The organism is Paenibacillus sp. FSL P2-0173, from assembly GCF_038008045.1.
GTDB classification, from domain to species: Bacteria; Bacillota; Bacilli; order Paenibacillales; family Paenibacillaceae; genus Paenibacillus; species Paenibacillus polymyxa_B.
In genome coordinates this window covers 182,756-195,408 of sequence record NZ_JBBOYK010000007.1, presented here as the reverse complement: position 1 = coordinate 195,408, position 12,653 = coordinate 182,756, and the positions used below count along the sequence as shown (strand labels likewise).

The window sequence follows — 12,653 nt, the reverse complement described above, 5'->3', positions numbered from 1 at the left end:
TCCTATGACCGCAATAAGCGCAGGCCATTCAAAATGACAAGTAATGTGCTGCCTTCATGCCCAATAACCCCAAATGGCAGGGCTATATCTTGCACAAAGTTGCTGATCACAAGCAGCAAAATAACACTTACCGCGAAGATCATATTTTGTTTGACCACCCGCTGCGCCTTGCGCGCCAGTGCTATCGTCGGAGCAATCTCCTCGATTCCATCGTTCATCAGTACCACGTCAGCGACCTCTAGCGCTGCTCCGCTGCCATGCATCCCCATGCCTAGTCCTACGGTTGCCGCAGTCAACGCTGGAGCGTCATTCACACCGTCGCCGACCATGACGACATGCCCGTACTGCTCCCGCAGCATGCGAATATGGCTGACTTTGTCCTCCGGCATTAAGCCAGCATATACGGCGTCGACTCCGGCCTGCTCCGCGATCACAGCAGCCGTTTCTGGGCGGTCTCCGGTCAGCATGACGACCCAGATCCCCTGCGCTTGCAGGCGTTTCACGGACTCTTGGGCCTGCGGACGCAGCTCGTCGCGTAGTGCCAGCATCCCGGCAATCCGATCATCCGCGAGGATAATGGATACGGTTTTGCCCTCAGCTTCCAGCCGGGCCCGACTCTCCATCCACTGTGGCTCTGCCAGAGGACTAGGTCCATCCAGTACATTTGTACGACCGATTTTCCACTTCACCCCGCCTATGATGCCTTCCATCCCCCATCCGGTGAGTGCCTGCACTTGCTCGGTTGGGAGCAGCTCTCTCTGTCCCCATTCAGCTTCGGCTTTGGCTACAATCGCTCGCGCCAGCGGATGCAAAGAATAACTTTCGATTGTAGCGACAATGTGCAATAGCTCATCGGCATCGTATTCTGCGGCGGTAATCCAATCCGTGACGACAGGTGACCCCATCGTTAACGTGCCTGTTTTGTCAAAAGCAACAACAGAAGTCAATGCCATATTCTCCACATGTGCGCCACCTTTGAACAGGATGCCCCGCCGGGCACGGTTGGAAATGGCCGATAGCATCACTGGCATAATGGATGACACGAGCGCACAGGGTGAGGCCACGACGAGGAACACCATAGCCTTGTAGAACGCTGCTGCCCACGTCCAGCCTAATGCTATGGGTGCACCGGCAATGACGATCAGCGTGACAGCAACAACAATTCGAGCGTACACCGATTCGAACGTTTTAATAAACCGCTGGGAATCAGGAACTTCGGTCTGAGCCTCTTCCACCATACGAATGATTTTTGAAAATAAAGTGTCCTCCGAGGACTGACTAACCTCTACATATAGCACGCCTTCTCCATTAATGGTGCCGGCATATACTTCGTCACCTTCCACCTTATTTACCGGAACAGATTCCCCGGTAATAGATGCCTGATTCACTGCCGAAACGCCCTTGGAGATTCGCCCGTCCGCCGGAATCAGTTCGCCCGGCTTCACCAGCAGCAGGTCGCCTGGCAACAGCTGCTCAATGCCGACCGTTTCCGTCCCCTCGCGAGACAAGCGCAAAGCCGTTTCCGGCTTCAACGCCATGAGCTCAGAAATATCCTTACTACTACGCTCGGTGGTATAGCTCTCCAGCGCACCGCTGAGTGCAAAAATAAAGATCAGCATGGCTCCTTCATTCCAATAGCCAATGGCCGCAGCTCCTAGGGAGGCAGCGATCATGAGCAGATTAACATCCAGATCATGTTCTCGGATCAGTGTTTCGATCCCTTCTCTGGCTTTGGACCAGCCCCCAAGGGCGTAAGACACCACATACAGAATGACCGATAGCCATTGCCACCAATGTGAAATCCCCCATGCCATTAGCATCAGCAATCCACTACCTAGAGCAGCTTGCATCTCCTTGTTTTTCAGCATGCTTTTAAGCTGAAATTGCGGCTTGCGATTCGGACCGGGTCGTCCGCTGCCACTGTTTTTTGAAAGGGTTCGGTTAGAGGAAGACAATGTATCTTGTAATCGTTGAGCAGCTTGCATCATGTCACGTTCCTTTCCATATTTTGTTCCTTGTACTAGCATCTCATTGAGAATGATATCCATTGTTAAGTGCCTTAAAATAGCACATGCTGCTTCGGGAAGCCCGAAGCAGCATGTTTGGCAATGAGAATGATAATCATTTTTGCATCTATACAATTATTTTGGTTTAGTGAAACTTTTGTTTTATTATATACCTTTTCTTTTCCACTTGTAAACCAGTAATGGCCTAAATAAAAAAAGATACCCGCGCAAACACCGCAGGTATCCTCCCTATTTAAAGCATCCTATTCAGGATTTGCAAAATTCGATTCCAGTCGCTCCAAAGTGCAATATATAGACGAACTAGACCATTTCGATCTATATATTGTTCATTGAAAGTCGCTTATTGGATTTTTGCAAAATCCTCTATTACATGAATTCGGGGTTTCTTCAGGCTAAAGGAAACTTCCACGCATGGTTGTGTGCAGTTCCTGAAGTGTGCTGACGATCTGCGGGCTGTTGCAGTTCCAAACGCGCAGCCGCAAGGCGTGCAGCGGGAACTGCTGTGTCCGGGCAAATGACCCCCGTCAGCTCATTCTCCCAGATCGAAATCCCTTCCAGAGACTGGTTAATTTCATCTATTGCTACCCATAAAGGAAGCTCGGGCTTTACACGCCGAACAGCCTCCATTATGCATTTTATCGTATCACTAGTATTCACATGACCATCGACACCGGATGGAATCAACTGATTCTCAGCCCTAATGTCATCGGATGGAGTTGGTATGACTTCTAAAATGATCGTATCGGCAAAGCGTGCCAGATCTGCAGCTTGAGCCACCTGCTTGATCTGTCGTGCGCCCACTTCGGACATGTTATTGGGGTTGGCTGACTCCCCCGACCGTGCGGCTGGCCTGTTCCCTGTTTGGCTTACGTTAGGCACCAAAGACGGATCAACTGTCAAAAGTACGCCTACCCGATATGGAATGCACCGAAGACGTTCGCATAAGGTCTGCTCCGCAACGCCGTCAATCCAGTCTCGGGTTGCCCGGAATTCGTCCACGTCAGCCGGATTGCGCACCATAATCTCCAGCTTGGGTTCCCCCCCCTGCCGCACGCTCCGTAACGCCGCACGCAGTAATGCCTCCAGCTGCATATCTTGCAGGCTTCCAAGACCCACTGCATTGTTTTGCTCAATTAGAGCTATAGTGAGTGGTGATCCGTTCAAAGACTCGAATAAGCCTTCATATTCTGTTTCCAGCAAACTGATAATTCGGCGGGACAAATGCTCACACAATCCAGGCAGGCCAGATGCCTGGTTAAAGGTTTTGTACGTGTCAGATGCACGAGAACCGGGAATAAGGATGGGATCGGGCTCCCCGTCAGGGGCATGAATCATCTGTCCAGACTCAGCTACGTCCAGATAGGCATAGCATAATTCCCCCACGCGGCCAGATGCCTGTGACAAGGGACCATGCAGAAGACTATAACCGTCAAAACTGCCTATTTCTGATGCTGTCTCTGTACTGATGCGACTCAAACTTGCAGGAGCATCGGCATAAATCCGTATGGAGGTACGCCTGTATTCATCGCTCCATTTTAGGAGTGTGCCCATTGCTTGCCCAATATCGTTGCTGTTATTCAGCATCGTTTTCCCAAGTAATTCCGGATTCGCAGCCATCAAAGCCTCCGCTCGACTGATTATGCCCTGCTCAGCTAAACCAACCAGCCAGCCCAACGGATCTTCCTCCTGCGTAGCAGATACTTCATGGCTGCCTGCCCTTAGCGTCTCCATAGCCAACCTCTGTGCAGCAGCCTCCGTACCCGACTCTGGAACTTTGAGATCCCGGCTGTTTTTGCCACCCAACAGCTCTGCGAATACATGCATCAGTTTAGCCTCCATGCTATTAATCCATCCTTTCTTCCGTCAGCAAGTTGGCACACACGAATTCGAGTACCCCTCCAAACAAAGAAAACGCTTACTCATTATGGAGCAACCGAATCTTACATGGGCCTTACCTGTAAAGCCCCTACCTTAACGTATTAGGCACGCCACACATTTATACATCTGGGCACAACCACCCTACATCCCAAAATAAATCTCTATACTGCTGGCACAAGACCACTCGAAAAAGGAACCTATAAAATAAACACCCCCGGTCTTCACAGGATGCCTATACATCCAATGCTAACCCAGGGGTGTTTATTTTTATTCGTAAGAACGAACCTTCAATACACGCATCACATTCAATACGGCTAGCAATGTTACACCTACATCGGAAAATACAGCCTCCCACATAGTAGCAATACCGAATGCTCCCAGCGTAAGAAACACAGCTTTGACGCCTAGCGCAAATATAATGTTTTGCCATACGATACGACGTGTGCGCTTAGCGATATGGATCGCCGTAACTAGCCTTGAAGGCTCGTCGTTCATGATTACGATATCTGCCGCCTCAATCGCAGCATCCGATCCCAAACCGCCCATCGCTACACCGACATCTGCCAGTGCCAGTACGGGTGTATCATTAATCCCATCGCCTACGAACAAAATTTTGTCGCTCGTTTTTTTACTTGTAGACAACTGCTCGATGGCTTCAGCTTTGTGCTGAGGTAACAGCTCTGCCCGTACTTCATCCAAACCGAGCTGTCGTCCTACAGCCTCGGCAACTGTCCTATTGTCACCCGTCAGCATGATGGTTTTAACCACACCCAACTTTTTCAGTGAAGCAACCGTTTGGGCTGCGTCTTCCTTAACCTCATCTGAAATCAGAATGCACCCAGCATACGTTCCGTCTACAGCCACATGTACGACCGTTCCTTCATCCAGCGTCCCTGCTTGCTGCGCCGCGTTAAAAGCCACATGCTCCCGCTCCATCAGCTTGGCGTTCCCGGCCGATACCAGACGACCATCTATTTGTGCCTGAATCCCGTGACCCGATATTTCACTATATTGCTGAACCCGTTCTGCTCTGAGTTCTTTACCGTAGGATTCACGCAAAGACGCAGCAATAGGGTGTGTGGAATGCAGCTCCGCCAAAGCGGCGGTTTCGAGCAAGCTTTCGTTTGTAAAATCTCCGGCAGGATAAATCCCTGTTACACGGAAAACACCTTTGGTGAGTGTGCCCGTTTTATCGAAAACAGCGTATTTCACATGATTCAGAGCTTCAAGATAGTTCCCGCCCTTGATCAGAATACCTGAACGGGAGGCTGCCCCGATTCCCCCAAAGAAGCCCAGTGGAATGGATACTACCAGCGCACAAGGACAAGAAATAACGAGGAAAACAAGCGCACGGTATACCCAATCTGCAAATTGTGCACCTGGCACAACAAGCGGTGGAACAACCGCCAACAACAGCGCTACAATAACCACTACTGGAGTATAGTATCTGGAAAATTTCGTGATAAACTTTTCAGTCGGCGCTTTTTTGGCACTCGCATTTTGCACTAATTCCAAAATTTTAGAGACCGCGGATTCACTAAATTCTTTGCTAACCTCTACCGTTAGAAGTCCGTTCGTATTGATAAATCCACTCAACACACTGCTTCCCGGCTCTACAGTACGAGGCACCGATTCACCAGTCAACGCAGAGGTATCCACATGCGATTTACCATCTATAACTTTACCATCCAGCGGGATCTTCTCGCCCGGCTTAATTACAATCAAATCCCCAATGCGAACGTCTTCTGGGGACACTCTCCGTACGGACTCAGCCGTCTTCAGGTTGGCATAGTCCGGTCTAATATCCATCAGATCACTGATGGACTTACGTGAACGGTTAACTGCAATGCCTTGAAACAGCTCTCCGATTTGATAAAAGAACATGACAGCTACGCCTTCCGGGTATTCCCCAATCGCAAATGCACCCACAGTAGCCAGCGTCATCAGGAAGTATTCGTCAAAGGCCATTCCACGCACCAAACTGCGTGCAGCCTGCAAGACAACATCACCGCCAACGATGATATATGCCAGTAAAAATAGGGCCAGCTTGCCTACACCTTCGACAGGTAACCACCAGGCAACAGCCGCAACGACCGCACCAATAGCCAAACGCGCAATCATGCGGCGCATACCGTCCGTACCGTGATCATGCGTATGTCCAGCGTGGCCATCATCTCCATGCGAATGTGAATGAGCGTGGGTGGCTTCACCATGTTCGTGCTCTGCATGGTGGTTGTGATGCTCGTGTCCATGATCGCCGTGGTTGTGTCCATCGTGCGTATGGGCTTGCTTGCCATGTGCTCCATGATGATGACCAGCGTGGCTGTGAGCCGCATGTTGCCCGACCTCGTGTGTATGCCCTTCACCTTCACCATCATGCTCATGACCGCATGCACAATCCTCTGTGCTGTCTGACTGTACTGCACCAGCATTGCTTCGGCTGTCTTCACGCAAGCGTCCACGAGCATTTTTTACAACCATTCGAACATGCGGCTCGAGTCTGTGAACCTTCCGTTCAGTCTGGCGAAAAACCTCTTCTTTTTGATCCGAACTTGTGGTCATCGTCAACGTTTTCGTAACAAAATTGACCGAGCAATCCAGGACCCCTTCTATTTTACTGACTCCATTTTCAATCTTTAGAGCACAGTTGGCGCAATCCAAACCTTCCAAAATCCATTCATGCCGTTCCGTTCTTTTTAGAGCATCCATAATCCATCGGCCTCCAATTAACTATATATGAGCAACTGTTCATATATTATTTGTTAAGGCCATTATATTCAGGATCAGGGTCAAAAGTCAATGACTCTAGCCCCTTTTTAACAAAAAAATCGACTTCAACGGACAAACGCCAAAAGAGCGCCAATCACTTGGCGCCCTACTGTTGTTTTATTCCAAAAAATCATTGATGTGATATGTGCTGATGGGTTTGCAAAAAGATCTGCTCCACATGATTATCATCCAGTGAATAAAACACCGTCTTGCCTTCCTTGCGTCGTTTGACAATACGCAGGTTGCGCAAATAGCGAAGCTGGTGGGATACCGCAGATTGTCCCATGTTCAACACCTGGGTCAGATCATGAACACACAATTCTTTTTGTGCCAGGGCATAAATCAGCTTAATCCGTGTCGGGTCACCCAGTGCTTTAAACAGCTCCGACATTTTGTATGCGATGGAATCCTCGACAAGGGAAGATTTTATGCGCTCGATTTCCTGATCTGAACCGTGACAAGCCGGCTCGCAATCCAAAGCTTCCGTTTCAGAATTCATCCTTTTCACCCCGTGTATTTCGACTTGATGCTTCTATTATAGCAAATTCGTAGAGTTTACGAATAGCTTATATTACAGCTTGCCCTGTAACAGAAAACTTCCAAGTTTCAATGCTTGCCTAACACTATAGCTTTACACGACATAAAGCTTAATTCAACGTCTTTAATACTTCATCACTGTAAGGGATAATTTCTTCTATCTGTTGATCACGTAACTTCACCGCAAACGCTGGATCAACCAACAAAGCACGCCCAACCGCAACCAGATCAGCTTCCTCTCGTTCTACTTGCCCTACGAGTTGTTCTAATCTTGCCTTTACACTACTGGATTGATCGGTTTGACGATTATTATTTTTTTCCAAATCACTCAAAAAGGCCTTCTCCAAACCAATCGAGCCCACAGTAATCACTGGCTTGCCTGTTATCTTTTTGGTCCAAGCTGCCAGGTTTAGATCAGACCCTTCAAATTCCGGTTCCCAAAAACGGCGGCTTGAGCAATGGAATATATCCACCCCGGCCTTCACTAATGGAGTGAGAAACTGTTCAAGTTCCTGTGGTGTCTGTGCCAGCTTTTCTTCATAGTGATACATCTTCCACTGGGAGAATCGCAGTACTATTGGGAAATTCGGCCCCACTGCACGACGGCAAGCCTCAATGACCTCCACCGCAAACCGAGTACGCTGGACCAAATTGCCTCCGTATTGATCGGTACGCTTATTCGTTTTGTCCCAGAAAAATTGATCGATTAAATAGCCGTGTGCTCCATGAAGCTCAATACCGTCAAACCCCACTCGCTGGGCATCGGCAGCGGCCTGAGCATAAGCGGAGATAATATCCGCAATCTCAGCCTCCGTCAATGGCTCGACTACCTTTTCACCAGCGGGAGAAATACCGGACGGACCGACAGGCAATGCCTCGGGATTCGGTTGATTATCTGCACCTATTTTACGGGCCGTACCCACATGCCAGAGCTGCGGTATAATCTTGCCACCTACCGCATGAACCTCCTCAACTACCTTGGCCCATCCCTCTAATCCCTCTCCATAAAAATTAGGAATGCTTGTGTGCTCCACAGCTGCAGGATGATTAATAGCAGTGCCCTCCGTAATAATCAATCCAACTGCATTTTCCGCACGGCGACGATAATACGCGGCCACTTCAGGCCCTGGAATACCTTGAGGAGAAAAATTCCGTGTCATAGGCGCCATAACAATCCGATTGGGAAGAGATAAATTACCTGCCTTAAAAGGTTTAAACAGTAATTCTGTGTTCATTAATTTTTCCTCCGCTCTCCACTAGTATTATCGTTTTCACTCTACTGTTATACAATTCCATTTTACACATATGTAAACTTGAGTTCAAGAAGCCACAGTTTTAATTTTAATAAGCTACACAAAAAAAGAAGAAGCGGCTCTAAGTCCGCTTCTTCTTTCCTAATTCGTTTGTACTTGAGTGATTTTGCAAAAATCCTGACTTATTAGTGTGCTACCATGTTGTATTCCATAATCCATACAGAACCACCAACAATGGTCAACAGGATAACTACCCCGAAAATCAAAGTCATGACATTCCAGCGTGGTCCATTGCTTTCACGAATGTGCATGAAGAAGAAAAGCTGAACCAGAAATTGCAGCACTGCCGCGGCTAAAATAACAACCATGGTCGAAGTGCGGCTCAACATATGATTCATAACCACACCGAGAGGAATGATGGTCAGTACGATGGACAGAATAAACCCGATAACATAGGATTTCACTGAACCGTGAGAATCATCATGACCATGCGAACCCGCTCCTGTTTGATGCTGTGCCATCTACATCACCCCCATCAAATAGACGACTGTCAGCAAGAAGATCCAGACAGCGTCCAAAAAGTGCCAGTACAAGCTCAATGCCGAAACTTTGCCCTTCGTCTCTGGTGTAAGCCCGCGTTTCTTCAACTGGAACATGAGTCCAATCATCCAAACCAGACCTAACGAAACGTGAAGTCCATGCGTTCCGACTAAAGTGAAGAATGCCGACAAGAACGCGCTGGTTCCAAAATTGGCTCCTTCGTGTACCAACTCAACAAACTCGTAAACCTCAAAACCGATAAAACCAAGACCCAGGATCGCCGTCACGATTAACCAGTTAATTAATCCCTTCATGCTTCCTTTGTTCATGGCCAACACAGCCAGACCACTTGTGAAGCTGCTCGTGAGCAAGAGGAACGTTTCAATAATAACGCCCGTCATGTTAAACAGCTCTGCGCCACCCGGTCCTCCGGCTGTGTTGTTCCGAAGGACGACGAAGGTTGCGAACAAGGTACTGAACAGGATCACGTCCGTTACGAGGAAGATCCAAAAACCAAGCATCTTCAATTCTTGCGGATCGTGATGCCCGTGGTCATGATCATGGCTTTGGTGTGCTGCTGCTTGTGCCATTATACAGACCCCCTTATTGCCGCTTCCGTGCGTTTTACTTCATCCGCAGGGATATAGTAGTCGCCATCATAGGAGAAGAACGAACGGCAAATCATACAAATTGCCACACCGATCAACCCTGGAATATAGAAGAACGACCATCCGAATACGAACCCGAAACCTGCAATGAAAAAGAATACCGACATAATGAATGGAATCGCCGAGTTCTTCGGCATATGAATCGCTTCAATTGGCGGCTGCTTTCTGAAAATACCTTTTGCACGTTTATCTTTTTCTGCCCACCAGTCATCCCGTTCTTCTACTTGTGGAATGGTAGCAAAATTGTACTCCGGTGCAGGTGAAGGAATCGACCATTCCAACGTATGGCCACCCCAAGGGTCGCCTGTTGTATCCTTCAGCTTGCGGTAATTCTTGATGCCCAGAAGAATTTGAAGAACCTGGAACAAGAAACCAATCCCCATCAAGAATGCCCCAACGGTCGAAACGAGGTTAAGCGGCTGCCAGCCGGTATCCCAGCCATAAGTGCTCAGACGACGCGTCATACCCATCAGACCCAGAGAATATTGTGGAATAAAACATACATAGAAACCGATGTTCCAGAACCAGAAAGCCCATTTACCAGGCGTTTCAGGTAATGTGAAACCGAACATTTTAGGCCACCAATAGTACAGACCTGCCAAGTAACCGAACACTACACCACCAATCAGAGCGGAGTGAAAGTGAGCGATCAGGAAGTAACTGTTATGGAACTGGAAGTCAGCAGGCGCTACAGACAACATGACGCCCGTCAAACCAGCAATCAAGAAGTTAGGAATAAAAGCAATTGACCACATCATAGGGGTCTTGAATGTAATCTTACCCCGATACATCGTGAACAACCAGTTAAATACTTTAACCCCTGTTGGTATTGCGATAACCATCGTCGAAATCGCAAAGAATGCATTAACATCTGCGCCTGATCCCATCGTGAAGAAGTGATGCGCCCAGGTGAAGAAGGACAAGATCGCAATAATGAACATGGCGTAAACCATGGACTTGTATCCAAACAATTTCTTTTTGGAGAATACACTGATGACCTCGGAATAAATACCGAAAGCCGGCAAAACTACAATGTATACCTCAGGGTGACCCCACATCCAGATCAAGTTGATATACATCATCGGATTACCGCCGAAATCAAGCGTAAAGAAGTGTCCTCCTCCAAAGCGGTCAAGGAATAGCAAGGCTAAAGTAACCGTCAGAATTGGAAACGCGAAAATGATAATAACACATGATGAAAATACGGACCACGTAAAGACAGGAATCTTCATCCAAGTCATACCAGGTGCACGCATTTTAATGATAGTAACAATAAAGTTGATCCCTGTAGCCAATGAACCTATACCCGAAATCTGAATACCCCAGATATAGAAGTTCTGACCAACGCCGGGACTAAATTGCATTTCTGAAAGCGGTGGATAACTCAACCAACCTGCATCTGGCGAACCGCCGATAACGAAGGACAGGTTGAACAACATCGCTCCCATAAAGAAAAGCCAGAAGCTCAATGCGTTCAGGAAAGGGAACGCAACGTCGCGCGCACCAATTTGAAGTGGTACGGCAATGTTAAACAAACCAAACATCAACGGCATCGCCATAAACAAGATCATGATCGTGCCATGTGTTGTGAAAATCTGGTTGTAATGCTCAGGATGCAGTAGTGTAACATCCGGTGTAGCAAGTTGAACACGCATCAATAATGCATCCACGCCTCCGCGGAATAACATCAAGATGGCCGCAAGAATATACATAATACCGACTTTTTTATGGTCAACGGTAGTCAACCAGTTTTTCCAAAGCCAGCCCCATTTTTTGAAATAAGTGAGCACAAACACGATCCCGATCGTTGCTAGTGCGATGGAAACGTCCGCTCCATAGATCATCGGGTCTCCAGTAACGAAGAAAGTGGATGCAAACTCTTTTATTTTGTCAAGCATTGGGGGCCTCCTTCCCTGTAATCATTTAATGGTGTCCGCTCATATTCATATGACTCATGTCCATTGCAGCTTCATCTTCTGTATCGGACTTGGAAGAACCTTCTGTGGATGTGTGTCCGCCATGTCCAGCATGCGGGTTAGAAGCACCATCCACTACATACTTGCTTACAATGTCTTGGAACAAGCCATCTGGAATTGAAGAATACTCATCAGGTTGGGACAAACCTGGTTTTGCAAGCGCCAAATAGCCGTCTTTCGTCAGCGGCTTAGACTGCTTCTTGATGTTAGCGACCCAGTTTTTGTACTCTTCATCCGACTGAACCTCTACATCAAAACGCATTTGTCCAAAATGCTCACCGCTAAAGTTTGCACCCGAACCAAAGTATGTTCCTTCGTGGTCGGCCTGCAAATGCAGTTTCATTGCCATGCCTGACATGGTGTAGATCTGACCGCCCAATTGCGGAATCCAGAACGAGTTCATCGGGGCGTCGGCAGTCAGTTCAAAACGGACTGGAACACCTTTAGGAATGTGAATTTCATTGACTGTAGCAATACCTTCTTCAGGGTACATAAAGAGCCATTTCCAGTCCAGTGAAGTCACTTGAATGGTTACTGGCTTTTGTGTACTTGCCAACGGCTTGGAAGGCTCCAGCAAGTAGGTATATCTCGCAGTTATAACCGCAAGAATGCAGATAACGATGATTGGAATAGCCCACCATACGGTCTCCAGCTTTTTGCTGTCATCCCAATGAGGTTGGTACTTGGCTTTGTTATCCGGTGCGTCGCGATATCGCCAAATGATGAAAAAAGTCAAAATCATGACCGGTACAATCAGCAGTGCAGCCATAGACGTTGAAAGAATGATCAGCTCTTTTTGTGCTTGCCCAATAGGTCCTTTTGGATCGAAAACAACGTATTTTCCGCCAGCATAAAAACACGTCCAAATGAGCAATGCTACCGTGAGCACGGTCAAAACCAACGCAATAATCGCTTTTGGTTTTTTGTTCATGTTGTTCCCCTCTCCTTAAATAATAAATTACTCAAAACTTACGAACTCCTGTAATGTTGCCCTTATATAAGATA

Annotated in this window: 9 protein-coding genes; all 9 read right to left on the bottom strand. The window is 47.8% G+C overall.

Annotated elements, in window-relative coordinates; all coding sequences use genetic code 11:
- Positions 1-2: 2 nt before the first annotated feature.
- Positions 3-1,985 (bottom strand): heavy metal translocating P-type ATPase, encoded by a 1,983-nt coding sequence (locus tag MKX30_RS25920; protein ID WP_305728700.1) that lies wholly within the window; start codon positions 1,983-1,985, stop codon positions 3-5.
- A 429-nt stretch (positions 1,986-2,414) separates the two neighbouring features.
- A complete protein-coding gene (locus tag MKX30_RS25915) occupies positions 2,415-3,866 on the bottom strand; it encodes a PEP-utilizing protein (RefSeq protein ID WP_341063855.1) in 1,452 nt (483 codons plus the stop codon).
- Positions 3,867-4,172: 306 nt separating this feature from the next.
- On the bottom strand, positions 4,173-6,614 hold the full coding sequence (locus MKX30_RS25910; protein ID WP_340857723.1) for a heavy metal translocating P-type ATPase: 2,442 nt from the start codon (positions 6,612-6,614) through the stop codon (positions 4,173-4,175).
- Between the two features lie 190 nt (positions 6,615-6,804).
- On the bottom strand, positions 6,805-7,173 hold the full coding sequence (locus tag MKX30_RS25905; RefSeq protein ID WP_007432172.1) for an ArsR/SmtB family transcription factor: 369 nt from the start codon (positions 7,171-7,173) through the stop codon (positions 6,805-6,807).
- A gap of 148 nt (positions 7,174-7,321) precedes the next feature.
- A complete protein-coding gene (locus tag MKX30_RS25900) occupies positions 7,322-8,446 on the bottom strand; it encodes an NADH:flavin oxidoreductase (protein WP_316244212.1) in 1,125 nt (374 codons plus the stop codon).
- Positions 8,447-8,649: 203 nt separating this feature from the next.
- Positions 8,650-8,985 carry a cytochrome o ubiquinol oxidase subunit IV gene (cyoD, locus tag MKX30_RS25895; RefSeq protein ID WP_023990326.1) on the bottom strand — a complete coding sequence of 112 codons (336 nt, stop codon included), beginning with the start codon at positions 8,983-8,985 and terminating at the stop codon, positions 8,650-8,652.
- Positions 8,986-9,594, bottom strand: a complete 609-nt coding sequence (gene cyoC, locus MKX30_RS25890) for a cytochrome o ubiquinol oxidase subunit III (RefSeq protein WP_023990327.1) — start codon at positions 9,592-9,594, stop codon at positions 8,986-8,988. It lies immediately after the preceding gene.
- Positions 9,594-11,570 carry a cbb3-type cytochrome c oxidase subunit I gene (locus MKX30_RS25885; RefSeq protein WP_023990328.1) on the bottom strand — a complete coding sequence of 659 codons (1,977 nt, stop codon included), beginning with the start codon at positions 11,568-11,570 and terminating at the stop codon, positions 9,594-9,596. Before MKX30_RS25885 ends, cyoC begins: the two co-directional genes overlap by 1 nt.
- A 25-nt stretch (positions 11,571-11,595) precedes the next feature.
- Positions 11,596-12,579: a ubiquinol oxidase subunit II gene (gene cyoA, locus MKX30_RS25880; protein WP_023990329.1), complete on the bottom strand. Its 984-nt coding sequence runs from the start codon at positions 12,577-12,579 to the stop codon at positions 11,596-11,598.
- Positions 12,580-12,653: the final 74 nt, after the last annotated feature.

Bases quoted from the DNA above. Each gene is read 5' to 3' on its own strand.
- MKX30_RS25885 (WP_023990328.1), bottom strand. From the start codon at position 11,570: ATGCTTGACAAAATAAAAGAGTTTGCATCCACTTTCTTCGTTACTGGA.
- MKX30_RS25920 (WP_305728700.1), bottom strand. From the start codon at position 1,985: ATGCAAGCTGCTCAACGATTACAAGATACATTGTCTTCCTCTAACCGA.
- cyoA (WP_023990329.1), bottom strand. From the start codon at position 12,579: ATGAACAAAAAACCAAAAGCGATTATTGCGTTGGTTTTGACCGTGCTC.
- MKX30_RS25915 (WP_341063855.1), bottom strand. From the start codon at position 3,866: ATGGAGGCTAAACTGATGCATGTATTCGCAGAGCTGTTGGGTGGCAAA.
- cyoD (WP_023990326.1), bottom strand. From the start codon at position 8,985: ATGGCACAGCATCAAACAGGAGCGGGTTCGCATGGTCATGATGATTCT.
- MKX30_RS25905 (WP_007432172.1), bottom strand. From the start codon at position 7,173: ATGAATTCTGAAACGGAAGCTTTGGATTGCGAGCCGGCTTGTCACGGT.
- cyoC (WP_023990327.1), bottom strand. From the start codon at position 9,594: ATGGCACAAGCAGCAGCACACCAAAGCCATGATCATGACCACGGGCAT.
- MKX30_RS25910 (WP_340857723.1), bottom strand. From the start codon at position 6,614: ATGGATGCTCTAAAAAGAACGGAACGGCATGAATGGATTTTGGAAGGT.
- MKX30_RS25900 (WP_316244212.1), bottom strand. From the start codon at position 8,446: ATGAACACAGAATTACTGTTTAAACCTTTTAAGGCAGGTAATTTATCT.